21 protein-coding genes and 2 tRNA genes are annotated in these 23,083 nt (G+C 66.2%); 8 read left to right on the top strand and 15 right to left on the bottom strand.

Features of this window, described 5'->3' with window-relative positions; translation table 11 throughout:
• Window positions 1–7: 7 nt before the first annotated feature.
• Window positions 8–3,544, bottom strand: coding sequence for a chromosome segregation protein SMC (gene smc / locus ACNQFN_RS12550; RefSeq protein ID WP_418646669.1), 3,537 nt, complete (start codon window positions 3,542–3,544; stop codon window positions 8–10).
• A 221-nt stretch (window positions 3,545–3,765) separates the two neighbouring features.
• On the opposite strand from smc, the gene dapC reads away from it, so the two are divergent.
• From dapC to ACNQFN_RS12520, 6 genes are read left to right on the top strand one after another with little or no spacing between them, the layout of a single operon-like run.
• Entirely contained in the window at window positions 3,766–4,959 is a 1,194-nt protein-coding gene (dapC, locus tag ACNQFN_RS12545; protein WP_068637289.1) for a succinyldiaminopimelate transaminase, read from the top strand.
• A gap of 21 nt (window positions 4,960–4,980) precedes the next feature.
• Window positions 4,981–5,802, top strand: coding sequence for a 2,3,4,5-tetrahydropyridine-2,6-dicarboxylate N-succinyltransferase (gene dapD, locus ACNQFN_RS12540; RefSeq protein ID WP_068637290.1), 822 nt, complete (start codon window positions 4,981–4,983; stop codon window positions 5,800–5,802).
• A gap of 45 nt (window positions 5,803–5,847) precedes the next feature.
• On the top strand, window positions 5,848–7,020 hold the full coding sequence (locus tag ACNQFN_RS12535; RefSeq protein ID WP_418646668.1) for a PilT/PilU family type 4a pilus ATPase: 1,173 nt from the start codon (window positions 5,848–5,850) through the stop codon (window positions 7,018–7,020).
• A gap of 35 nt (window positions 7,021–7,055) precedes the next feature.
• Window positions 7,056–8,198, top strand: coding sequence for a succinyl-diaminopimelate desuccinylase (gene dapE, locus ACNQFN_RS12530; protein ID WP_418646667.1), 1,143 nt, complete (start codon window positions 7,056–7,058; stop codon window positions 8,196–8,198).
• Window positions 8,199–8,235: 37 nt separating this feature from the next.
• Window positions 8,236–9,255: a 50S ribosomal protein L3 N(5)-glutamine methyltransferase gene (gene prmB, locus ACNQFN_RS12525; protein ID WP_418646666.1), complete on the top strand. Its 1,020-nt coding sequence runs from the start codon at window positions 8,236–8,238 to the stop codon at window positions 9,253–9,255.
• Window positions 9,256–9,300: 45 nt separating this feature from the next.
• A complete protein-coding gene (locus tag ACNQFN_RS12520) occupies window positions 9,301–9,756 on the top strand; it encodes a response regulator (RefSeq protein ID WP_068637294.1) in 456 nt (151 codons plus the stop codon).
• Between the two features lie 60 nt (window positions 9,757–9,816).
• On the opposite strand, the gene iscX is transcribed toward ACNQFN_RS12520, so the two are convergent.
• The 14 genes from iscX to pgsA form a co-directional block, all read right to left on the bottom strand.
• Window positions 9,817–10,011, bottom strand: a complete 195-nt coding sequence (gene iscX, locus ACNQFN_RS12515) for a Fe-S cluster assembly protein IscX (RefSeq protein ID WP_068637295.1) — start codon at window positions 10,009–10,011, stop codon at window positions 9,817–9,819.
• A gap of 1 nt (window position 10,012) precedes the next feature.
• Window positions 10,013–10,354 (bottom strand): ISC system 2Fe-2S type ferredoxin, encoded by a 342-nt coding sequence (fdx, locus tag ACNQFN_RS12510; protein WP_418646665.1) that lies wholly within the window; start codon window positions 10,352–10,354, stop codon window positions 10,013–10,015.
• A 6-nt stretch (window positions 10,355–10,360) separates the two neighbouring features.
• Window positions 10,361–12,235: a Fe-S protein assembly chaperone HscA gene (gene hscA, locus ACNQFN_RS12505; protein WP_418646664.1), complete on the bottom strand. Its 1,875-nt coding sequence runs from the start codon at window positions 12,233–12,235 to the stop codon at window positions 10,361–10,363.
• 23 nt (window positions 12,236–12,258) lie between these two features.
• Window positions 12,259–12,792 (bottom strand): Fe-S protein assembly co-chaperone HscB, encoded by a 534-nt coding sequence (gene hscB / locus ACNQFN_RS12500; RefSeq protein ID WP_068637298.1) that lies wholly within the window; start codon window positions 12,790–12,792, stop codon window positions 12,259–12,261.
• Between the two features lie 16 nt (window positions 12,793–12,808).
• Window positions 12,809–13,132: an iron-sulfur cluster assembly protein IscA gene (gene iscA, locus ACNQFN_RS12495; protein ID WP_068637299.1), complete on the bottom strand. Its 324-nt coding sequence runs from the start codon at window positions 13,130–13,132 to the stop codon at window positions 12,809–12,811.
• A 26-nt stretch (window positions 13,133–13,158) separates the two neighbouring features.
• Complete coding sequence (iscU, locus tag ACNQFN_RS12490) at window positions 13,159–13,542, bottom strand: Fe-S cluster assembly scaffold IscU (protein WP_068637300.1); 384 nt, start codon at window positions 13,540–13,542, stop codon at window positions 13,159–13,161.
• 39 nt (window positions 13,543–13,581) lie between these two features.
• Window positions 13,582–14,790: an IscS subfamily cysteine desulfurase gene (locus ACNQFN_RS12485; RefSeq protein ID WP_217999627.1), complete on the bottom strand. Its 1,209-nt coding sequence runs from the start codon at window positions 14,788–14,790 to the stop codon at window positions 13,582–13,584.
• 59 nt (window positions 14,791–14,849) lie between these two features.
• Complete coding sequence (locus ACNQFN_RS12480; protein ID WP_418646663.1) at window positions 14,850–16,013, bottom strand: cysteine desulfurase family protein; 1,164 nt, start codon at window positions 16,011–16,013, stop codon at window positions 14,850–14,852.
• Between the two features lie 8 nt (window positions 16,014–16,021).
• Window positions 16,022–16,504: a Fe-S cluster assembly transcriptional regulator IscR gene (iscR, locus tag ACNQFN_RS12475; RefSeq protein WP_068637303.1), complete on the bottom strand. Its 483-nt coding sequence runs from the start codon at window positions 16,502–16,504 to the stop codon at window positions 16,022–16,024.
• 125 nt (window positions 16,505–16,629) lie between these two features.
• Window positions 16,630–17,385, bottom strand: coding sequence for a serine O-acetyltransferase (gene cysE / locus ACNQFN_RS12470; RefSeq protein ID WP_418646662.1), 756 nt, complete (start codon window positions 17,383–17,385; stop codon window positions 16,630–16,632).
• 238 nt (window positions 17,386–17,623) lie between these two features.
• Complete coding sequence (ltrA, locus tag ACNQFN_RS12465; protein WP_418646661.1) at window positions 17,624–18,994, bottom strand: group II intron reverse transcriptase/maturase; 1,371 nt, start codon at window positions 18,992–18,994, stop codon at window positions 17,624–17,626.
• A 433-nt stretch (window positions 18,995–19,427) separates the two neighbouring features.
• Window positions 19,428–19,501, bottom strand: a tRNA-Cys gene (locus tag ACNQFN_RS12460).
• 43 nt (window positions 19,502–19,544) lie between these two features.
• Window positions 19,545–19,620: transfer RNA gene (locus ACNQFN_RS12455), tRNA-Gly, on the bottom strand.
• Window positions 19,621–19,697: 77 nt separating this feature from the next.
• Window positions 19,698–20,276 carry a CDP-diacylglycerol--glycerol-3-phosphate 3-phosphatidyltransferase gene (gene pgsA, locus ACNQFN_RS12450; protein ID WP_068638772.1) on the bottom strand — a complete coding sequence of 193 codons (579 nt, stop codon included), beginning with the start codon at window positions 20,274–20,276 and terminating at the stop codon, window positions 19,698–19,700.
• A gap of 213 nt (window positions 20,277–20,489) precedes the next feature.
• Between pgsA and pgi the strand changes: the two genes are divergently transcribed.
• A complete protein-coding gene (pgi, locus tag ACNQFN_RS12445) occupies window positions 20,490–22,226 on the top strand; it encodes a glucose-6-phosphate isomerase (protein WP_418646660.1) in 1,737 nt (578 codons plus the stop codon).
• A complete protein-coding gene (gene map, locus ACNQFN_RS12440) occupies window positions 22,223–23,026 on the top strand; it encodes a type I methionyl aminopeptidase (protein WP_068639632.1) in 804 nt (267 codons plus the stop codon). The genes pgi and map overlap by 4 nt, the downstream gene beginning before the upstream one ends.
• The last annotated feature ends 57 nt before the right edge of the window (window positions 23,027–23,083 follow it).

Raw genomic sequence — 23,083 nt, 5'->3', positions numbered from 1 at the left:
CTGTTCTTCAGGCTGCCGCCGGCTCGGCCAGGCGCAGCGCTTCTTCCATGTCCACTTCCACCACGCGCGACACACCCTGCTCCTGCATCGTCACCCCAACCAGCTGCTGCGCGAACTCCATCGTGATCTTGCTGTGGCTGATGAAGATGAACTGGGTTTGCGAGGACATGCGCTTGACCATGTTGGCGTAGCGTTCGGTGTTCGTATCGTCCAGTGGCGCATCCACCTCGTCAAGCATGCAGAATGGCGCCGGATTGAGCTGGAACATCGAAAAGACCAGCGCAATCGCGGTTAGTGCCTTCTCGCCGCCGGACAGCAGGTGGATGGAGGAGTTCTTCTTGCCCGGCGGCTGGGCGACGATCTGGATGCCGGCATCCAGGATCTCCTCGCCGGTCAGCACCAGCTCCGCCCGGCCGCCGCCGAACAACTGCGGGAACAGGCTGCCGAACTGGCGGTTGACGGTGTCGTAGGTCTCCTGCAGTTGCTCGCGCGTCTCGCGGTCGATGCGGCGGATCGCGTCTTCCAGCGTGTCGATCGCCTGCAGCAGATCCTCGGTCTGGGCATCGAGATAGCCCTTGCGCTCGGAGGCGCTGCGCAGCTCGTCGAGCGCGGCGAGGTTGACCGCGCCCAGTTCGGCGATCTCCCTCGCCAGCCGGGAAACTTCGCGCTGCAACGTGCTTTCCTTGACGTCTGCATCCAGCAAGGGTTGCAGCGCGGCCTCGTCGGCGTCGACTTCGAGCAGGCGCTCGGCGAACTGCTCGACCGCCAGTTCGCTGGCCTGCACCGCCAGCCGCAGCTCGGCGACGCGGTTGCGCATCGGCGCGGCTTCCTGTTCGGTGCGCAGCCGCGTTTCCTCAGCCTGGCGAAGCCGGGCCGCGGCGTCTTCCAGCGCGTCGCGGCAGGCCGCCAACGCGGCCTCGCGGCTCGAACGCAGCGCCAACGCGGTCTGCAAGGCGTCGAAGCTGCGGCTGTCGTCGGTGGCCTCCAGCTCGGCGGTCCGGGTCTGCGTCTCGGCGACGGCACGCTCGAACTGTTCGGCGGCCAGTTGCAGGTTGCGGCCGATGTCGTCTAGCTTGCCGGCGCACTCGCGCTCGGAGAACCTCGCTTCCTGCAGCTCGCGCGCCGCTGCCTGTTCCAGCGCCCGCGCTTCCTGCAGGGCCTGCTCGCGCTCGCGCAGTACGTCCATGCCGGCATCGAGGCGCTCGCGCTGCAGTTCGGCGAGTTCTTCCGCCCGGGCCAGGTCGCGCTCGGCGCGGGCCAGATGCTCGTGCTCGGTCTGTTCGAGATGGACCAGGTCTTCCAGATCGCGCGCCAGTTGGCCATGGCGCTCTTCCGCGCGGCTGCGTGCCTGCGCGAGCTTGAGCACTTCGACCTGCTCCGCGTGGACCTGTGCCTGCATGCCCTGGCCGTCGCGCCTCAATGTGTTGATCCGTTCCTGCAAGGCCGTCGCCGCCGCTTCGGCGGCTTGCAAGGCCTCATGGGCGATGGCGGCTTCGTCTTCCAGCGCGCCCTGCTCGTCGGCGAGATGGTCGATTTCGCGCTGGCGCTCGATGACGCCATGGGTGCGGCTGTCGGGCGCCGAGTGCGACAGCAGTCCCCTGCCCAGCATCTGGCCATGCGCACCGACCAGCAGCACCTCCGCCGGCAGCTCGCGGTGGCGCGGCAGCCAGTCATCGAGGTGCTCGACGCAATGGACCCCGCGCAGGAAGCCGGCGAGCAGCGGCTGCAGGCCGGCGTCGAGCACTTCGATTTTCGCCAGCAGCGGTTCCAGCCCGGCATAGCCGTCCCCGGCGGAAGCAGCCGGTGGCGCAGCGTGTTCGGTGCCGAGCACGACCGCGAGCGATTCCGGCGGCACTTCATCCAGCAAGGCGCGCGCGGACGCTGCGTCGGGCGCCAGCAGCGCGGCCAGGCGCTCGCGCAGCACCGCCTGCACCGCCGCGTCCCAGCCTTCGGCGACGCGCAGGCTGCGCCACAGCGGCGGCAGGCTGTCCAGTCCGTGGCGCTTGAGCCAGTCGCCGAGCTTGCCCTGCGACTGCACCTTGGCCTGCAACTGCACCAGCGCGTCGCGGCGCGCACGCAGTTCGGTCAGGCGGCGCTGTACCGCGCGTTCGTGCTCCAGCGCCGCCTTCAATGCCGCCTGCGCATCCGGCATCTCCTGCTGCAACTCTGCCAGGGTCTGCTGCTGTCCTTCGAGCGAAGCCTGCAGGGCTTCGAGGCGCGCTTCGCGTTCGGCCAGCTCGCGCTCGTCGGGGCCGACGATCGCCGCGCGTTCGCCTTCGATGCGGCCGCGGCGCTGCTGCAAGGCATCGAGCGCCCGCGTCGCGCTGGCGCGGTGGGCCTCCTCGACCCGCAGTTGCTGCTCGGTCTGCGCCAGTTCACGGCGCGCAGTCACGACAGTGGCATCCGCCGCCTGGCGCTCGGACTCCAGTTCGGGCACCCGCCCGGCGATCTCGGTGTGCCGCGCCTCGGCCTGTTCGGCACGCATCGCCGCATTGTCCGCCAGCCCCAGCCAGCGCTCGCGGTCCTCGATCAGCGCCTCGCGCCGCGCCTCCCAATGAGCGCGGTCGAGTTCGAGCTGCGCCAGGCGGGCCTCCAGGCGCTTGCGCGCCTCGCCCAGGTGCTGCAGTTCGGTTTCCAGCCGCGCCACTTCGGCACTGGCGGCGAACAGGTCGCTCTGCGCCACGTGCACCGATTCGGACGCTTCGAAATGCGCTTCACGCGCCGTTTCGACGGCGGCTTCGAGTTCCTGCAGGCGCGCGCTGTCCGACTCGATGCGCAAGGTGGCGGCGTTCAGCTCCTCGCTCAGGCGGGCCTGCTCGGCCCGGGCCTCGTTGCGCTTGAGCAGCCACAGCAGTTGCTGCTTCTGCACATGGGCCGCGCTCAGGCTGTTGAAGCGCGCCGCGACTTCGGCCTGGGCTTCGAGATGGCCGATGCGCTCGCCCAGCTCCATGCGGATGTCGTCGAGACGGGCGAGGTTGTCGCGCGCATCGCGCAGCCGGCCTTCGGTCTCCTTGCGCCGCTCGCGATACTTGGTGACGCCGGCGGCTTCTTCGAGAAAGCCGCGGATCTCTTCGGGCCTGGCCTCGATGATGCGCGAGATCATGCCCTGTTCGATGATCGCGTAGGCGCGCGGCCCCAGCCCGGTGCCGAGGAACAGGTCGATGACGTCCTTGCGCCGGACGTGCACGTTGTTGATGTAGTAGGTCGACTCGCCCGAGCGGTCGAGCACGCGCTTGACCGAAATCTCGTTGTAGCGCGACCACTGCCCGGCAGCACGGCCTTCGGCGTTGTCGAAGACCAGTTCGACGCTGGCGCGCGACACCGGCTTGCGCGTGGTCGAGCCGTTGAAGATCACGTCCTGCATCGACTCGCCGCGCAGGGCCGAAGCGCGCGTCTCGCCCAGCACCCAGCGCACCGCGTCGATGATGTTGGATTTGCCGCAGCCGTTGGGGCCGACCACACCGACCAGATTGCCCGGCGTCAGTACCGTGGTCGGATCGACGAAAGTCTTGAAACCGGCAAGTTTGAGCTTGGACAGACGCACGTCGGAAGGAGAGGATCGATGCCTGGAAGCGGGAAGCCGGGCCGCAGCCATCGCCAGCATGGCGGCAAGCGGAACGAGGCGGCGGATTGAACGGGACGAAAACGGCTGCGCAGCCGGGACTGGCCATCCCGGCGCAGTGCCGGCAAGGCCCGCCATGATACCATTTCCGGCCTTTCCCACTCGGCTGCGGCACGCTGCTGCGGCGTGGATTTTGTGCCAAAGTGAATCCTTACCTCACCCGCCTCCAGCCCTACCCCTTCGAGAAGCTGCGCCAGCTGTTTGCCGGCATCACGCCACCGCCGGATTTGAGTCCGATCCGCCTGTCGATCGGCGAACCCCGGCATCCGACACCCGATTTCATCCGCCACGCCCTGGCCGACAGCCTGGACGGCCTGTCCAGCTATCCGCTGACGCTGGGCAGCGATGCGTTGCGCGGCGCCATCGCCCACTGGCTGGAACGCCGCTACGGCCTGCCGAAGATCGACCCCGCCACCCAGGTGGTGCCGGTCAATGGTACGCGCGAAGCCTTGTTCGCCTTCGGCCAGTGCGTGATCGACGGTACCCGGCCGGGTGCCAAGGTGCTGTGCCCGAACCCCTTCTATCAGATCTACGAAGGCGCGGCCTACCTGGCCGGCGCCGAACCCGTCTTTCTGAACCACCTGCCGGAGAACGGCTTTGCGTCCGGCTTCGATGCCGTCGACGAGGCCGTCTGGCGCGACGTGCAACTGGTCTACGTCTGCTCGCCGGGCAACCCGACCGGCCGCGTGCTGTCGCTGGACGAATGGAAGCAGTTGTTCGAGCTGTCCGATCGCCACGGCTTCGTCATCGCGGCCGACGAGTGCTATTCCGAAATCTGGTTCGACGACGAGGCGAAGCCGATCGGCGGGCTCGAAGCCGCCTGGCGACTGGGGCGCACCGACTTCCGCAACATCGTGATGTTCTCCAGCCTGTCCAAGCGCTCGAACGTGCCGGGCATGCGCTCGGGCTTCGTCGCCGGCGACGCGAGGATCCTGAAGGACTTCGTGCTCTACCGCACCTATCACGGCTGCCAGATGAGTCCGCCGGTGCAGGCAGCATCGGTCGTGGCCTGGAACGACGAAGAACACGTCGCCGAGAACCGCCGCCTGTACCGCGAGAAATTCGCCCGCATCACGCCGATGCTGGCGCCCTGGCTGCCCGTCCGGATGCCGGATGCGGGCTTCTACCATTGGGTGCGCACGCCGCTGCCGGATACCGAGTTCGCCCGCCGTCTGCAGGCTGAATATAATGTGACGGTCCTGCCGGGCAGCTACCTCGCCCGGGAGTCTGGCGGCGTCAACCCGGGCGCCGGATTCATCCGCATCGCGCTGGTTGCCGACACTCACGAGTGTGTCGAAGCGGCCGAGCGCATCATCGACTTCTGCAGAAGTCTCTGAAACTCCAAGAGAGAAAACCAAATGCAAGCACTGCAACAGATCATCGACGAGGCCTTCGAGAACCGCGCCAGCCTGTCGCCCAGCTCCGCTCCCGCCGAGATCCGCGATGCGGTCGAGGCCGTCATTGCCGGGCTGGATGCCGGCACGCTGCGCGTGGCCGAGAAGAAGGACGGCCAGTGGGTGGTCAACCAGTGGATCAAGAAAGCCGTGCTGATCTCCTTCCGCCTGCGCGACAACGAAATCGTGTCGGCCGGCGGCCTCAATTTCTACGACAAGGTCGACACCAAGTTCGGCGACTACTCGCCCGAGCAGTTCCGCGAAGGCGGTTTTCGTGTCGTGCCGCCGGCCGTCGCCCGCAAGGGCAGCTTCATCGGCAGGAACGTGGTGCTGATGCCTTCGTATGTGAATATCGGCGCCTACGTGGATGAAGGCTCGATGGTCGACACCTGGGCCACGGTCGGCTCCTGCGCCCAGATCGGCAAGAACGTACATCTGTCCGGCGGCGTCGGCATCGGCGGCGTGCTCGAGCCGGTGCAGGCCGGTCCGGTGATCATCGAGGACAACGTCTTCGTCGGCGCCCGTTCGGAAGTCGTCGAAGGCGTCGTCATCGAGGAGAACGCCGTGCTGTCGATGGGCGTGTATATCGGCCAGAGCACCAAGATCTACGACCGCGAGACCGGCGAGGTCACCTACGGCCGCGTGCCCGCCGGCGCCGTCGTGGTGCCGGGCAGCCTGCCCTCGGCCTGCGGCAAGTACAGCCTGTACTGCGCGGTGATCGTGAAGAAGGTCGATGCGCAGACCCGCGCCAAGACCGGCATCAACGAGTTGCTGCGCGGCGCCTGAGTTGGTGGGCAAGAACCTTCCTTATTGACGGAGCATGGCCGGGGCATGATTTTCGACAGCCTTTTCCAGTTGATGGCGGACAAGAAAGCCTCGGACATCTTCATCACCGCCGGCGCCCCGATCCACATCAAGATCCAGGGCAACACGATGCCGATCAACCAGCAGGTCATGGAGCCGGCCATGATCCGCAGGATCGTCGAAGAGGCAGTGCCAGCCGAGAAGCTCGCCCAGCTCGAACGCGAGCGCGAACTGAACCTGTCCTTCGGCCGCCGGGACCTGGGCAACTTCCGCGTCAACGTTTTCTGGCAGCGCAACTCGATCGCGATCGTCGCCCGCTACATCCAGAGCAACATTCCCTCCATCCACGATCTCGGCCTGCCCGAAGTGCTGGCGGAGATCGTGATGGAAAAGCGCGGGCTGGTGCTGGTGGTCGGTGCCACCGGCTCGGGCAAATCCACCACGCTGGCATCGATGCTCGACCATCGCAACCGCAATCGCAGCGGCCACATCCTGACGGTGGAAGATCCGATCGAATACCTGTTCACCCACCGCAAGTCGGTGGTCAACCAGCGCGAAGTCGGCATCGACACGCTGAGCTGGCGGGAAGCCCTGCGCAACGCGATGCGCCAGGCGCCCGACTGCATCCTGATCGGCGAGATCCGCGACCGGGAAACCATGCAGGCGGCGGTTTCGTACGCGCAGTCGGGCCACCTGTGCCTGGCCACGCTGCATGCCAACAACGCCTATCACGCGCTCAACCGCATCATCAACTTCTTCCCGCTCGAGAACCGGCAACTGCTGTATCTCGACCTGGCCGTCGCCCTGCGCAGCATCGTCTCCCAACGGCTGGTGCGCAAACCGGACGGCAGCCGCATGCCCGCGGTCGAGATCCTGATGAACACCCGCCATATCGCCGAACTGATCGAGCGCGGCGAAATCAACGAGATCAAACAGGCCATGGAGCAGAGCCTGGCACCGGGCTGCCAGACTTTCGAACAATGCCTGTACGAGCTGTACAGCGACAAGATCATCTCGCTCGAGGAGGCACTGGCCAATGCCGACTCCCCGACCAACCTGCACTGGCTGATCAACAACGCCCAGATCGACGCTGCGCCAGCCGCCTCGCCGCCGCCCGATTCGCCGAGCCTGCTCAATTTCGAGCCGGATGGCGGCGGCGCCTCGTTCCAGGAGTTCACGCTGCACGCCGACCGGGACTGAGCGCGATTGTCCACCCCACACCAAGAACACACTGAATGCCTCACGCCGACTCCCCCACGCTGGCCCTCGCCTGCGAACTCATGGCCCGCCCCTCGGTCACGCCCGACGACGCGGGCTGCCTGGAACTTCTCGCCGGACGGCTGCGTGCAGCCGGCTTCGGCTGCGAGCGCATCGACACCGGCGGCGTCTCCAACCTGTGGGCGCGCCGCGGCAAGGCGCAGCCGGTGCTGTGCTTCGCCGGCCATACCGACGTCGTCCCGCCCGGACCGGCGGCGGCCTGGAAGACGCCGCCGTTCGAGCCCACCATCATCGACGGCATGCTCCACGGCCGCGGCGCGGCCGACATGAAAACCTCGCTCGCCGCCTTCGTCACCGCGATCGAACGCTTCGTCGCGGCCCATCCGGACCACGACGGCAGCATCGCCCTGCTGCTGACCTCGGACGAGGAAGGCATCGCCACGCACGGCACGGTCAAGGTGGTCGAGGCCTTGGCGGCACGCGGCGAACGGCTCGACTACTGCATCGTCGGCGAACCGACCTCGGTGCATGCGCTCGGCGACATGATCAAGAACGGCCGCCGCGGTTCGCTGTCCGGCACGCTGAGAGTCAAGGGCCGGCAGGGCCACGTCGCCTACCCCCAACTCGCGCGCAATCCGATCCATGCCTTCGCACCCGCGCTGGCGGAGCTGGCGGCGATCGAATGGGACCAGGGCAACGAGTTCTTCCCGCCGACCACCTGGCAGGTGTCCAACATCCATGCCGGCACCGGCGCCAACAACGTCATCCCGGGCGTCTGCGAAGTGATGTTCAACTTCCGCTTCGGCTCGGCGTCCTCGGCCGACGGCCTCAAGGCGCGGACCCACGAAGTGCTCGACCGCCACGGTCTGGACTACGAGATCGACTGGCACCTGTCGGGCAAGCCTTTCATCACCGGCCGCGGCAAGCTGGTGGCCGCGCTGTCCGGCGCCATCGCCGACACGCTGGGCATCGAAACCGAACTTTCCACCACCGGCGGCACTTCGGACGGGCGCTTCATTGCCGACATCTGCGCCGAAGTCGTCGAGTTCGGTCCGGTCAACGCCACCATCCACCAGGTCGACGAACGCATCGCCGTCTCGGCGATCGAACCGCTGTCCCAGGTTTACGAACGCACCCTGCGCGCCCTGCTGGCCGCATGAAGCCGTCCGGCCGCCCGAAACAAGGAATCACACTTCCATGAACCAACATTCGTCCGATCACGCGCATTGCGACCACGAGCGTTGCGACCACGAGCATGATCATATGCACGAGCACGGCCCGCTGGCCGAGCTGGTCACCGTACGCGACTGGCTGCGTTATGCCGTCACCCGCTTCAACCGCGCCGGCATCTTCTGCGGCCATGGCACCAACGACAGCTACGACGAAGCCGTGTGGCTGCTGCTGGGTTCGCTGGCGCTGCCGCTTGACCGGCTCGAGCCCTTCCTCGATGCCTGCATTCCGGCCGAGGAGCGCATCGCCCTGTTCGAAGCGATCGAACGCCGCGCCGGCGAACGCGTGCCGACCGCCTACATCCTCGGCGAAGCCTGGCTGGGCGACTTCCGCTTCACGGTCGACGAGCGCGTCATCGTGCCGCGCTCCTTCTTCGCCGAACTGCTGGAAGACGGCCTCGCGGGATGGATCGACGAACCCGAAAAAGTCACCAGCGTGCTGGACATGTGCACCGGCTCCGGCTGTCTCGCCGTGCTGATGGCGCATGCTTTCCCCAACGCCGAAGTCACGGCCGCGGACCTGTCCGAAGACGCGCTCGACGTCGCGCTGCAAAACGTGAGCGACTACGGCCTGGATGCACGCATCGAGCTGGTGCAGTCGGACGTGTTCTCGGCCCTCGGCGGACGCCGCTACGACCTGATCCTGAGCAATCCACCCTACGTCACGGGCGACGCGATGGACGCCCTGCCCCCCGAATACCTGCACGAGCCGCACATGGCGCTCGCCGCCGGCGATGACGGGCTGGACGTCGTGAGGCGGCTGATCGCCGAAGGCGCGGAGCACCTGAACCCGAACGGCCTGCTGGCCGTCGAGGTCGGCCACAACCGCGACATTGTCGAAGAGGCTTTCCCCGACCTGCCCTTCACCTGGCTCTCCACCCGTGGCGGCGACGACATGGTGTTCGTGCTGAGAAGGGAAGATCTGGCCGGCAATCCGGTGCCGGGCGGCCGGCGATCCGGCGACCGGAAGCCCAGCGCCGAGCCTTGAGTTTCCACTGCATCGCCACAGGACTGAATCAGGGGGCTTAGAGCGATGAGCAACAACCGTCCGATCCTGCTCGTCGAGGACAATCCCGACGACGAAGCGCTCGCGCTTCACGCCTTCAGCAAGAACCAGATCACCAACCCGGTGATCGTGGTACATGACGGTGCCGAGGCGCTGGACTACCTGTTCGGCACCGGCAGCTATGCCGGCAGCAGCGGACCGCTGCCTGCCGTGGTGATGCTGGACCTGAAGCTGCCGCGCATCGACGGCCTGGAAGTGCTGCGCCACATCCGGGCCGATTCGCGCACCACGTTGCTGCCGGTGGTGGTGCTGACCACCTCGCGCGAATCGCTCGATCTGCAGCAGGCCTACAATCTCGGCGCGAACAGCTACGTGCGCAAGCCGGTGGACTTCGAGCGCTTCGTGCAGGTCATCGGCCTGCTCGGCCGCTACTGGCTGGAGGTCAACGAAAGCAGCGACGCCAGCACCCGCAACGGCTATTGAGTCGGGCCGGGGTACTACAAAGGACAGGCGCCACGCGAGCGCCCGTCATGTGCGAGAAGCTCAGGCGAGCTCGTCGATCCAGGCCTGCTGGATGCCTTCCAGGATGCGCTCGCCGCAGCGCTTGGGATCGTCGTCGAATTCGGGCAGCGCGATCACCCAGTTCATCAGGTCGACGAAATTCACCCTGGTCGGATCGACATCCGGCCGGGCTTCCGACAACTGGATGGCGATTTCCTGCACGTCGGTCCATTTCATTTCAGTGCTTTCCTTCGCGGGCCATGTTGATCGTGTAGCGCGGGATTTCCACCACCAGCGGCGTGTCGCCGACCTGGACCTGGCACGACAGCCGGGATTGCGGCTCCAGCCCCCAGGCCTTGTCGAGCAGGTCCTCTTCCTCTTCCTCGGCGGGCGGCAGCGACTCGAAACCCTCGCGCACGATGACGTGGCAGGTCGTGCACGCGCAGGACATCTCACAGGCATGCTCGATGTAGATGTCGTTCTCGATCAGGCTCTCGCAGACCGACTGGCCCGGCTTGGCTTCGATCACGCTGCCGTCGGGGCAGAGTTCGACATGGGGAAGGACAATGATCTGGGTCATGATGGGTCAGAGTTCCAACTCGTCTACCTTGTGGCCGGCCAGCGCAGTGCGGATGCTGTTGTCCATGCGGCGGGCGGCGAATTCGTCGGTGGCACGCGCGAAGGCGTCGATGCCGGTCTTGATGGCACGGTGGTCGCTGCCGGCACGCAGCACGCGCAGATGCTCGATCGCGGCATCGATCGCAGCGCGCTCGCCGGCATCGAGCAGATGGCCGTCCTTGGCCAGCGCCTGCTCGGTGGCCTCGATCACGCGCTCGGCTTCGACCTGTTGTTCGCGCAGCGCGCGCAGCATCATGTCGTCGCCGGCATGCTCGACGCCGGATTTCAGCATTTCGGCGATCTCGTCGTCGGACAGGCCGTAGGACGGCTTCACCAGCACGCTCGCTTCGACGCCCGAGGACATCTCGCGCGCCGACACCGACAGCAGGCCGTCGGCATCGACCTGGAAAGTCACGCGGATGCGCGCCGCACCCGCCACCATCGGCGGGATGCCGCGCAGCTCGAAGCGCGCCAGCGAGCGGCAGTCGGCGACCAGCTCGCGCTCGCCCTGCACGACATGGAAAGCCATTGCCGTCTGGCCGTCCTTGAAGGTGGTGAATTCCTGCGCGCGCGCGATCGGCAGCGTGGAGTTGCGCGGCACGACCTTCTCCACCAGCCCGCCCATGGTCTCCAGGCCGAGCGACAGCGGAATGACGTCGAGCAGCAGCCAGTCGTCGTCCTGTTCGGCGCGGTTGCCGGCCAGGACGTTGGCCTGCATCGCGGCGCCGAGCGCGACCACCTTGTCGGGGTCGAGATTGGTCAGCGGCTCCTGGCCGAAGAAAGCAGCGACCGCGCGCTGGATGTGGGGCATCCGCGTGGCGCCGCCGACCATCACCACGCCCTTGATCTCTTCCGGCGTCAGCCCGGCGTCGCGCAAGGCCTTGCGCACCGGCGTCAGCGTCTTCTGCACCAGGTGGCGGGTCATGTCGGCGAATTCGTCGCGGGTGACGACGAGATCGACCAGTTCGCCCGACCCCAGGCGCAGGTGGATCGGCGCTTCCTCGCACGAGGTCAGCAGTTCCTTGACCTCGCGCGCCTTCATCTGCAGGCGGCGGGCGTCCTCGAGCGAAGGCGGCGCGATCGCGGCGCGCTCGAGGATGGCGCAGAACAGGCGGTGGTCGAAGTCGTCCCCACCGAGCGCGGCATCGCCATTGGTCGACAGCACCTCGAACACGCCGCGCGACAGCTTCAGGATCGACAGGTCGAAGGTGCCGCCGCCGAGGTCGTAGACGGCGTAGACGCCCTCGGCGGCATTGTCCAGGCCATAGGCGACCGCCGCGGCGGTGGGTTCGTTGAGCAGGCGCAGCACGTCCAGTCCGGCCAGGCGTGCCGCATCCTTGGTCGCCTGGCGCTGGGCATCGTCGAAGTAGGCCGGCACCGTGATGACCGCGCCCACCAGCGGACCGCCCAGGCTGGCTTCGGCGCGCACCCGCAGCGCGCGCAGGATCTCGGCCGACACTTCGACCGGGCTCTTGACGCCCTGCACTGTGCGCAGCCGCAGCATGCCCGGTCCGTCCTCGAAGTCGTAGGGCATGATGGCCTCGACGTGGGCGACGTCCTTCAGGCCGCGGCCCATGAAGCGCTTGACCGAGACGATGGCGTTGCGCGGATCGGTGGCCTGCGCCTTCAATGCGCCCTGCCCGACTTCGATGCTGCCATCGGCGTGGTAGCGCACCACGGACGGCAGCATGCTGCGGCCGGATTCGTCCGGCAGGCACACGGCGATGCCGTTGCGCACGCTGGCGACGAGCGAATTGGTGGTCCCGAGGTCGATGCCCACCGCAAGCCGGTGTTTGTGCGGTTCGGGGGACATGCCGGGTTCGGCGATCTGCAACAGGGCCATCAGGGAATCCGTGCCTCTTGTGTTCAGCCTTCGAGCGCGAGCAGGGCTTCGTCGATCTCGTGCTGGAGTTTTTCGATGAACATCAGCCGGCGCACGGTGTCGGCTGCTGCGGCATGGTCATGTTCGACATCGAGCTGGCGTTCCAGCTCGGCACGCACCGCCCGCGCATGGCGCAGCAGGCGCGTGTGCAGTTGCTCCAGGTCCTCGACCTCCGCCGCCTGGCGCGCCTCCTCGACCGCTTCGCGCCATTCCATCTGCTCCATCAGGAATTCGGGCGACATCGCGGTGTTGGTTTCGGCGCCAACGTCCACGCCCGCCAGTTCCAGCAGATAGCGGGCGCGGGACAGCGGCTTCTGCAGCGTGCGAAAACCCTCGTTGACGTGCGTCGCCCATTGCATCGCGCGACGCTTGTCGACATCCGGCAGATGAGCGTAGCGGTCGGGATGGACCTGTGACTGCAGGCCATGCCAGGCGGCTTCGAGCGCCGCCTCGTCCAGAGCATAGCTGCGCGGCAGACCGAACAGGCTGAAATGGTCCTGCTTGAGATCGATGCTCATGCCTCGTCGCGCGCCATCAGACGTTGAAACTCTCGCCGCAGCCGCACTGGTCCTTGACGTTCGGGTTGTTGAACCTGAAGCCCTCGTTCAGCCCTTCCTTGACGAAATCCAGCTCTGTGCCTTCCAGATAGGCCAGGCTCTTCGGATCGACCACGACCTTGACGCCGTGGCTGTCGAACACCAGATCCTCGTCGTGGGTGTCGTCGACGAATTCGAGCTTGTAGGCCATGCCCGAGCATCCCGAGGTCTTCACCCCGAGGCGGATGCCGAAGCCCTTGCCGCGCTTGGCGATGAAATTCGCCACATGGCGCGCAGCGTTTTCAGACAGGGTCACGCCCATGGTTCTTGCCTCCTGTTCGCGGCCGTTCAGGCCGGATGCTTCTTGCGATAGTCGGCCACGGCGGCCTTGATCGCATCCTCGGCCAGGATCGAGCAGTGGATCTTGACTGGCGGCAGCGCCAGTTCCTCGGCGATCTGGGTGTTCTTGATGTCCAGCGCCTGGTCGATCGTCTTGCCTTTGACCCATTCGGTCACCAGCGAGCTCGACGCGATCGCCGAGCCGCAGCCGTAGGTCTTGAACTTCGCATCCTCGATCACGCCGTCCTTGCCGACCTTGATCTGCAGCTTCATGACGTCGCCACAGGCGGGGGCGCCGACCATGCCGGTGGCCACGCCTTCTTCCTCCTTGCCGAAGGAGCCGACGTTGCGGGGGTTTTCGTAATGGTCCAGGACCTTGTCGCTGTAAGCCATGATGTTTCTCCAGGGGTTTCCGTCTTTATTCGTTGGCGCTCAGTGCGCGGCCCACTGCACCGTGTCGAGGTCGATGCCTTCCTTGTACATCTCCCACAGCGGCGACAGCTCGCGCAGCTTGCCGATCTTGTTCCGCAGCAGATCGATGGTGAAATCGACTTCTTCCTCGGTGGTGAAGCGGCCGATCGAGAAGCGGATCGAACTGTGCGCCAGTTCGTCGTTGCGGCCCAGCGCACGCAGCACGTAGGACGGCTCCAGGCTGGCCGAGGTGCAGGCCGAGCCGCTGGAGACCGCGATGTCCTTGATCGCCATGATCAGCGACTCGCCTTCGACGTAAGCGAAGGAAATGTTCAGGTTGTGCGGCACGCGATGCTCGAGGTCGCCATTGACGTAGGTCGCCTCGATGCCGGTCAGGCCGTTCATCAGTTTGTCACGCAGCCTGAGGATGCGTTCGTTCTCGCCCGCCATTTCCTCGCGCGCGAGGCGGAAGGCCTCGCCCATGCCGACGATCTGGTGCGTCGCCAGCGTACCCGAGCGCATGCCGCGCTCGTGGCCGCCGCCGTGCATCTGCGCTTCGAGGCGCACGCGCGGCTTGCGGCGCACGTACAGCGCGCCGACGCCCTTGGGGCCATAGGTCTTGTGCGCGGAGAAGCTCATCAGGTCGACCTTCAGGCTGCCGAGGTCGATGGCGACCTTGCCGGTGGCCTGCGCCGCATCGACGTGGAAAACGATGCCCTTGCTGCGACAGATCTCGCCGATTTCGGCGATCGGCTGCACCACGCCGACTTCGTTGTTGACGAACATCACCGACACCAGGATGGTGTCCGGACGGATCGCCGCCTTCAGCACCTCGAGGTCGATCAGGCCGTTTTCCTGCACGTCGAGATAAGTGGCCTCGAAGCCTTCGCGTTCGAGTTCGCGCACCGTGTCGAGCACTGCCTTGTGTTCGGTCTTGACCGTGATGACGTGCTTGCCCTTGCCCTGGTAGAAGTGCGCCGCACCCTTGATCGCGAGGTTGTTCGACTCGGTCGCGCCCGAGGTCCAGACGATTTCCTTGGCATCGGCCCCGACCAGCGCCGCGACCTGTTCGCGCGCTTCCTCGACCGCCTGCTCGGCTTCCCAGCCGTAGGCGTGCGAGCGGCTGGCCGGGTTGCCGAAGTGTTCGGTCAGCCACGGGATCATCTTCGCCGCCACGCGCGGATCCACCGGCGTCGTCGCAGAGTAGTCGAGGTAGATCGGGAACTTCAGCATTGCATCTCTCCGCAGAGGGGTTTGTCTCGTTGTCAGGTTTCGAACGCCGGCGCGGTTCAGCCCGCCACCGACGCCAGTTTTCTCAAATCTTCGACCACGCGCGACAGGGTCGCGACGAATCGCGCCACGTCGTCAGCCGTGGTCATGCGCCCAAGGCTGACGCGCACCGCTCCGCGCGCCACCACCGGATCGACGCCCATCGCCAGCAAGGTATGGGACGGCTCGGGCTGGGCGCTCGAGCAGGCCGAACCGCTGGCGCAGGCAAAGCCCGCGCGATCCAGCTTGCCCACCAGGGTTTCGCCATCGATGTTGCCGAAGGCGAAAAATACCGTATTCGGCAGGCGCTGCGCTGCCCGTGAAAACACGGTGGCACCGAGCGCGGCCAGACCTGTCTCGATCTCGCCACGCAGCAGCGCCAGCCGCTGCGCCTCGGTTTCGCGGTGCGCCACCGCCCGTTCGCAGGCGACACCGAAGCCGACGATCGCCGCCACGTTCTCGGTGCCGGAGCGCAGCCCGCGCTCCTGCCCGCCCCCGGCGATCAGCGGCGCCAGTTCGACACGCTTGTCCACCACCAGCGCGCCCGCGCCGAGCGGACCGCCGATCTTGTGCGCCGACAGCGTCATCGCATTGACGCCCAAGGCACGGAAATCCAGCTCGGCCTTGCCCAGCGCCTGCACCGCGTCGGTGTGGAACCAGGCGCCCGGCTTGCGCGCCTCGGCCGCCAGCGCGGCAATGTCCTGCAGCACGCCCGTCTCGTTGTTGGCCAGCATCACCGACACCAGCGCCGGCTTGGCCTGCAGCGTTGCGCCCCAGTCGGCCGCATCGATCACGCCATGCGCGTCGACCGCGATTTCCTTCAGCGTCCAGCCGGTTCGCTGCAACTGCTTTGCCGGTTCGCGCACACAGGGATGCTCGATCGCGCTGACGGCGACGGTACCGGGCTTGAGACAGGCCGCCGCGCCTTTCAGGAAGAGGTTGTTCGCTTCCGAACCGCCGCTGGTGAAGATCACTTCGGTCGCGTGAGCGCCGACTGCCGCGGCCACGCGCGCACGCGCCTCATCGACGGCTGCGCGCGCCTGCCTGCCGTATTCGTGCCGGCTCGACGCATTGCCGAAACGGATCGGCTCGGCTGCGCCCAGCCAGGGCAGCATGGCTTCGCGCACCTGCGGATCGAGCGGCGTCGTGGCGTTCCAGTCGAGATAGACCGGGGCAAAACTCATCCCTGCCCTCAAGCTGCCGCGATTTCACGCGCCTGCAGCGTGGCGCGGCGGCGGATGTTCTTCAGGACCGCCATGTCGGAATCCGGCTTGACCTGGCGCTCGACGAGCGCACGCAGGGTCACGGAATCGAGATAGGCGTACATGCGCTTGTTCAGGTTGGCCCACAGATCGTGCGTCATGCAGCGCTGCGCGTCGTGGCAGTTCTGCTTGCCGCCGCATTGCGTGGCATCCAGCGGCTCGTCCACGGCGATGATGATGTCCGCCACCGTGATCTCGTCCATGCTGCGCACCAGGCGGTAGCCGCCGCCCGGGCCGCGTACGCTGCTGACCAGATCGTGGCGGCGCAGCTTGCCGAACAGCTGTTCGAGATAGGACAGCGAGATCTTCTGCCGTTCGGCGATGCCTGCCAGCGTCACCGGACCGTCGTCCTGGCGCGCCGCCAGATCGATCATCGCCGTCACGGCGAAACGTCCCTTGGTCGTCAATCTCATCGCGTCATCTCTCCGAAACCTTGAGTCGCCCGGCAAGGATGCCACGCATCCTGAATACCCGAACGTTTCGGTCAACTATACTTATCCCGACAAAAACGGTCAACTATATGGAGAGACCGATGGCTTCAATCCACCATCCGCGACAGGCGAGAGGCATCGAAATCATCCTTCGCCTCGATCGACGAGTCGAGTTGCAGGCCGGCTGCCTCGAGCCGGGCCGCCATCGCCTGCAGGCGGCGGTCGGTTTCGACCGCATGGTCCAGCAGGCCGTGCAGCGCCTTGGACACGGGGTCGTCCATGTCGCGGGTGACGCCGTAAGCGCTGAAGCCCATCTGCTCCGCCTTCTGCTCACGTTGCGCGTCGCGCTCGGCGTCGACGATCCGGGCCGGGTTGCCGACAGCCGTCGCGCCGGAGGGCACCGGCTTCACGACCACCGCATTCGAGCCGATCTTGGCACCGTCGCCGACGGTGAAGCCGCCCAGTACCTTGGCGCCGGCACCGACCACCACGCCCCTGCCCAGCGTCGGATGCCGCTTGGTACCGCGGTAGAGCGAAGTGCCGCCCAGCGTGACGGCCTGGTAGATCGTGCAGTCGTCGCCGATCTCCGCCGTTTCGCCGATGACCACGCCCATGCCGTGGTCGATGAAGACCCGCCTGCCGATGATCGCGCCAGGGTGGATTTCGATCCCGGTCAGGAAACGGCTGACGTGGCTCAGGAAACGGCCCAGCCAGAACCATTGCCGGCGCCACGCCCCGTGGGCGAGACGATGGAACATCAGCGCATGCACGCCCGGGTAACAGGTCAGCACCTCGAACGTGGAGCGGGCTGCAGGATCGCGTTCGCGAACGCTGGCCAGGTCTTCACGCAGGCGGCTGAACATTTTTGGACGGACTCCGGAATGGATTGGACTGACAGTACGGAAAACGGATGCGGGGCCGGAAACGCACATACCTGCCGACGCCGAATTCCCGACGATTTTAATCGACTTGGCGACAAACTTGAAACGGCCGCACCCCAGGCCGCTCACGGATCGGGATAGGGGCGGCCAGCTTACCCGGCCGCCCCCTCCCACACCACCCGGCATGCGGGTCCGCACCGGGCGGTTCGAGTCGTTGAGGTTATGAGAGCCGAGGGACGCCGAGTCGGTCGAAGTAAGCGACAGGCATCGCGCGGTTCAATCGCATGCGGCTGTTACGCCACCAGCACCGACTGTTCGCCGCCACCTTGCGGGCATCCTCTTCCGAGGCGCCCATCGCTTTCAACTCCCGGTACATCGTCGTACCCCGACGCCAGTGCTTGAGCTGCACCGCACGCAGCCGGTGTCTTATCCACTTGTCGAGTTTGCGGAACACCTTGGGTGTCTGCGCAAGCTGGAAGTACGTCTTCCAGCCCGGCATGTAGGCCCGCAGCCGTTCGGCAATCTCGGTCAGGTTGCGCCCACCCGAGCGACGCGTGAATTGCCGGATGCGTTGCTTGAAGGTCTTGAGCGCCTTGTCGGCCACCCTGCACTTGACCTGTCCGCCCGGGCCGTACCAGAAGGCGTAGCCCAGAAACTTGCGGCCCGAGGCCGGCGCAACGGCCGTCTTGGCGTCATTGACCTTCAGGTGAAGTCGTTCGTAGAGCTTGGTCAGGCCCGCCAGCACCCGTTCGCCTGCGCGACCACTGCGTACATATACATTGCAGTCGTCGGCATAGCGAACGAAACGGTGGCCCCGTCGCTCCAGTTCCCGATCCACCTCGTCAAGCAGCACATTGGCCAGCAGCGGCGACAGTGGGCCGCCTTGCGGCGTCCCCTCGTAGCGCGCCATGGCCACGCCGCCATCCATGATCCCGGCCACGAGGTAACGACGGATCAGCCGCAGCACGGCCTTGTCCTCGATTCGCCTCGACAACCGTTCCATCAGGATGTCGTGATTGACTCGATCGAAGAATTTCTCCAGATCCACATCGACCACCACCCGGTAACCGTCCTGCACGTAGCGCTGTGCATCGAGCACCGCGTCGTGGGCACGGCGTCCCGGCCGGAAGCCGTAGCTGTGTTCAGAGAACGTTGGATCAATCCTGGGCTGCAAGACTTGCAGCAGGGCTTGCTGGATCAGCCGATCCGTCACCGTCGGAATCCCCAATTCGCGCACCCCACCATCGGGCTTCGGGATCTGGACACGGCGCACCGGCAGGGGCCGGTAGCTGCCATCCAGCAAGGATTCCCGAATCCGGGGCCAGTGCGCTCTCAGTTGCTCCGCCGTCTCGGTGATCGACAACCCATCCACCCCAGCACTGCCGCGATTGGATTTGACGCGTTTCCACGCCGCCTCCATGTTCGCGCTCGCGAGCACCTGCGCAAGCAGGTCATCTCGCCCCGGGCTTCCAGTTCCATGCCGCGCCGTCCGTGCTTCATCACGCACTGCTTCGGACGCGGCTTCACCGAGCCCTCCCGCATTGCGCCCCGGCTCCCCGAGCTTCTGATGCACTTCACGTCCGAGCAACACGGCCTTCGGCCCTCCTACTCGTTCGGCCCTTCGCCCCAAACCAGCGGCTACTACGGCCTCTGCTGACTTCTCGCTCCGGTTAAGCGCCGTCGCCCTTTCAGGCACAAGGCGAGACCTCCCCAGGTAAGAACGCACTCCTTCGCTGCACAACCGCCGGATCTACGCCACTTCGCCTTGATCACGAGAGCTTCGCGATTACGTGCTCGCTCGCCCTGCTCCGCAGCGCCTTCTATCCGATTCTTGTCCATCGGCTCGCAGCTTATGCTCCACGCTTCCTCCCCACGCTCGGTCACCCTCACGCAGTTGCGCTTCACTTCGTTCGCTGTGATCAACTTACGGCGGGACTTGCACCCGCAGGAGGGCGCCCATGCTGGGCGCACACAACAAAAAGCCCGCTCATGGCGGGCTATATGCTTGAATCAACTGCTGTTTATGGAGGCGCGACTCGGAATCGAACCGGGGTACACGGCTTTGCAGGCCGCTGCATAACCACTCTGCCATCGCGCCTTTTGGCTTGTACGGCAGATCGTCGACCTACCGCCGGAATGCTTGGAGCGGGAAACGAGTCTCGAACTCGCGACCTCAACCTTGGCAAGGTTGCGCTCTACCAACTGAGCTATTCCCGCTCGGGAAAGAGCGCCATTATAGGCGGCGATTTCATGCTGTCAAGTACGAAATCAGCACCCTGCCCGCCCCGGGGCCGCTACTTACCGTCCTGCCCGCCGGTCAGCAATGGAATGGCGCGCTGCAGATAGTAGCCCATCGACCACAGGGTCAATGCGGCGGCAACGTAGAGCAGCACGCTGCCCAGCATGCGAATGTCGATCGACAGCAGCGGCGCGTCGTACAGCAGCAGCGGAATCGCCGCCATCTGCGCGGCAGTCTTGAGCTTGCCGACGTAGGCCACGGCCACGCTGGCGGACTTTCCGACCCGCGCCATCCATTCGCGCAGCGCGGAAATGGTGATCTCGCGGCCGATGATGATGACGGCGATGATCGCATCGACGCGCGACAGTTCGACCAGCAGGATCAGCGCCGCCGCCACCATCAGCTTGTCCGCGACCGGATCGAGAAAGGCGCCGAAGGCCGAGGTCTGGCCGAGCGCACGGGCGAGATAGCCGTCGAACCAGTCGGTGATCGCCGCGGCGGCGAACAGCGCGGTCGCGACCAAGTTCTTGCTGTGCACGGACAGCAGGCTGTCCGGCAGGTAGAACACACCGACGAAGATCGGAATGAGTACGATGCGGGCCCAAGTCAGGGAATTGGGAATATTGAGTGGCATGCCGGGGGAAGGTCCGGGTCTGGAACGGAGAATGGCGCGAGTATATCAGTGCCCTCATCGCACCCGGGCATTGCATCCGGCAGCATCGGCTGCGGCATTGTAAACAACTCGTTACGGCCGCATATCCGATCCGGGCAGGCCGCGGCGCGGCAAAACGGGCACAATGCCGGCTGCCTTTCGGACTCTTGCCCGCTCGACTCCCTCGATGCATCGATGACCAGCCATCCGACTTTGCATTTCGCCCCCTCCGGCGCCTCCTCCACCTCGTCTGCGGCGTGGCAGGCCCTGCTTGCCCATCGCGACGGGATCGGCGAATGCCATCTCAAGCAACTGTTCGCTGCCGACCCCGAACGCGCCGCGCGCATGCAGGCCGAAGCCTGTGGCCTGTTCCTCGACTATTCGAAGAACCGTGTCAGCGATGAAACCCTGGCGCTGCTTTTCGCACTGGCGTGCGAGGCGCGGCTGGCCGAACGGCGCACCGCGATGTTCGGCGGCGAACGCATCAACCTCACCGAGAACCGTGCCGTGCTGCACACGGCCTTGCGCCGGCCGGCGGACCAGCCTTTGATCGTGGGTGGACGCGACGTCGTCGCCGACGTCGCCGCAGTACGCGAACGCATCTACCGTTTCGCCGAAGCCGTGCGCGGCGGCAACTGGCGCGGACACGACGGGCGCGCCATCACCGACGTCGTCAACATCGGCATCGGCGGCTCCGATCTCGGCCCGCTGATGGCGTGCGAAGCACTGAAAGCCTTTGCCCATCCGCGCCTGCGGATGCATTTCGTCTCGAACGTGGACGGCGTGCAGATCGGCGACGTGCTGCGTACCGTCGATCCCGCCACCACGCTGTTCATCGTCGCCTCCAAGACCTTCACCACCCAGGAAACGCTGACCAACGCCCATGCCGCACGCACCTGGCTGGTCGAACACACTGGCAGCGAAGCGGCGATCCCCCGCCACTTCGTCGCCGTGTCCACCCATGCCGACGCGGTCGCGCGCTTTGGCATCGACCCCGCCAACATGTTCGGCTTCTGGGATTGGGTCGGCGGCCGCTACTCGCTGTGGAGCGCAATCGGCCTGTCCATCGTGCTGCAGATCGGCGCCGAGGGTTTCGACGAACTGCTGGCCGGCGCGCACGCCATGGACCGGCACTTCATCGACGCACCGTTCGAGCGCAACCTGCCCGTGATCATGGCGCTGCTCGGCATCTGGAACGTCGATTTCCTCGGCGCGCCCAGCCAGCTCATCGCCCCCTACCACCAGCGCCTGCACCGCCTGCCCGCCTTCCTGCAGCAGCTCGACATGGAGTCGAACGGCAAGTCGGTCAGAAGCGACGGCAGTCCGGTGGACTGCCAGACCAGTCCGGTGATCTGGGGCGAATCCGGCATCAACGGCCAGCATGCCTATTTCCAGATGCTGCACCAGGGCAGCCAGCTCGTCCCGGTCGATTTCATCGGCGTGCTGCAAGCCGAAGCCGGACTGGAGCAGCACCATCGCATCGCCTTCGCCAACATGGTCGCGCAGGCCGAAGCGCTGATGAGCGGCAAGCCGGCGGACGAAGTGGAGGCCGAGATGCGGGCGGCGGGCCTGGCCGAAGCGCAGATCCGTGCGCTGCTGCCGCACCGCGTCTTTGCCGGCAACCTCCCCAGCAACACCCTGCTGATGGAACGCCTCAGCCCCTTCGCGCTCGGTGCGCTGGTCGCCCTGTACGAACACCGCACTTTCGTGCAGGGCGTGGTGTGGGGGCTCAATTCCTTCGACCAGTGGGGCGTGGAACTCGGCAAGCAGCTCGCCGCCCGCGTGCTGGCCGATCTCGCCGCCCCCGCCGATCTCCACCCCCACGACGCCAGCACCGCGGGCCTCATCGCCCGTTATCGCGAGCACTTGGCAGAACGGCAGGACAGCGAGAAGCCGGCCGCAGGACACACGGAGCAGAACCAAGCCCGATGAACAGCACGGTTTCCATCAAGACTCCCGAAGAAATCGCCCTGTCGCGCGCGGCCGGCCGGCTGGCGGCGGAAGTGCTCAAGGTCGTGGCGCCTTACGTCAAGCCGGGTGTCAGTACCGACGAACTGGACCGCATCTGCCACGACCACATCGTCAACGTGCAGGACGCCATTCCCGCCAACATCGGCTACCACGGCTACCCCAAGACCGTCTGCGCCTCGGTCAACCACGTGGTCTGCCACGGCATCCCGTCGCCGGGCAAGACCCTCAAGAAAGGCGACATCATCAACATCGACGTCGCCGTGATCAAGGACGGCTGGTTCGGCGACACCAGCCGGATGTACTTCGTCGGCGAACCCGGGCCGCTGGCGCGCCGCCTGGTGCTCACCACCTATGAGGCGATGGTCGCCGGCATCCGCGCGGTGCGCCCAGGCGCCACGCTGGGCGACGTCGGCCATGCGATCCAGACCGTGGCGCACCGCGAACGCTTTTCCGTCGTGCGTGAATACTGCGGCCACGGCATCGGCAAGATCTACCACGACGCCCCGCAGGTCCTGCACTACGGCCGCCGCGGCGAAGGCCTGCGGCTGGAGCCGGGCATGGTGTTCACCATCGAACCGATGATCAATGCCGGCAAGCGCGAAACCCGAACCCTTGCCGACGGCTGGACCGTCGTCACCAAGGACCACTCGCTGTCGGCCCAGTGGGAACACATGGTGGCCGTCACGCCGGACGGTTTCGAAGTCCTGACCCCCTGGCCCGAAGGCACCGGCAGCTATCCGGCGATCCACCCTGCGGGCTGACACGCCCGGGCGTCCTGATAAGATGCAGCCCCGTCGACCGGCGCCGGCCGTGGCGAA

It is taken from the genome of Thauera butanivorans (assembly GCF_048398245.1).
Lineage (GTDB): Bacteria > Pseudomonadota > Gammaproteobacteria > Burkholderiales > Rhodocyclaceae > Thauera > Thauera butanivorans.
Note: the sequence above shows the minus strand (reverse complement) of the source record. Positions and strands in the feature narration are given on the sequence as shown.

Excerpts from the sequence above, each read along its gene's own strand:
- iscX (WP_068637295.1), bottom strand. The coding sequence starts at position 10,011 with ATGAAATGGACCGACGTGCAGGAAATCGCCATCCAGTTGTCGGAAGCC.
- prmB (WP_418646666.1), top strand. The coding sequence starts at position 8,236 with ATGAACCAACATTCGTCCGATCACGCGCATTGCGACCACGAGCGTTGC.
- dapD (WP_068637290.1), top strand. The coding sequence starts at position 4,981 with ATGCAAGCACTGCAACAGATCATCGACGAGGCCTTCGAGAACCGCGCC.
- map (WP_068639632.1), top strand. The coding sequence starts at position 22,223 with ATGAACAGCACGGTTTCCATCAAGACTCCCGAAGAAATCGCCCTGTCG.
- pgsA (WP_068638772.1), bottom strand. The coding sequence starts at position 20,276 with ATGCCACTCAATATTCCCAATTCCCTGACTTGGGCCCGCATCGTACTC.
- cysE (WP_418646662.1), bottom strand. The coding sequence starts at position 17,385 with ATGTTCAGCCGCCTGCGTGAAGACCTGGCCAGCGTTCGCGAACGCGAT.
- ACNQFN_RS12520 (WP_068637294.1), top strand. The coding sequence starts at position 9,301 with ATGAGCAACAACCGTCCGATCCTGCTCGTCGAGGACAATCCCGACGAC.
- iscU (WP_068637300.1), bottom strand. The coding sequence starts at position 13,542 with ATGGCTTACAGCGACAAGGTCCTGGACCATTACGAAAACCCCCGCAAC.
- ACNQFN_RS12535 (WP_418646668.1), top strand. The coding sequence starts at position 5,848 with ATGATTTTCGACAGCCTTTTCCAGTTGATGGCGGACAAGAAAGCCTCG.
- pgi (WP_418646660.1), top strand. The coding sequence starts at position 20,490 with ATGACCAGCCATCCGACTTTGCATTTCGCCCCCTCCGGCGCCTCCTCC.
- iscA (WP_068637299.1), bottom strand. The coding sequence starts at position 13,132 with ATGGGCGTGACCCTGTCTGAAAACGCTGCGCGCCATGTGGCGAATTTC.
- ACNQFN_RS12480 (WP_418646663.1), bottom strand. The coding sequence starts at position 16,013 with ATGAGTTTTGCCCCGGTCTATCTCGACTGGAACGCCACGACGCCGCTC.
- hscB (WP_068637298.1), bottom strand. The coding sequence starts at position 12,792 with ATGAGCATCGATCTCAAGCAGGACCATTTCAGCCTGTTCGGTCTGCCG.
- dapE (WP_418646667.1), top strand. The coding sequence starts at position 7,056 with ATGCCTCACGCCGACTCCCCCACGCTGGCCCTCGCCTGCGAACTCATG.
- iscR (WP_068637303.1), bottom strand. The coding sequence starts at position 16,504 with ATGAGATTGACGACCAAGGGACGTTTCGCCGTGACGGCGATGATCGAT.
- hscA (WP_418646664.1), bottom strand. The coding sequence starts at position 12,235 with ATGGCCCTGTTGCAGATCGCCGAACCCGGCATGTCCCCCGAACCGCAC.
- fdx (WP_418646665.1), bottom strand. The coding sequence starts at position 10,354 with ATGACCCAGATCATTGTCCTTCCCCATGTCGAACTCTGCCCCGACGGC.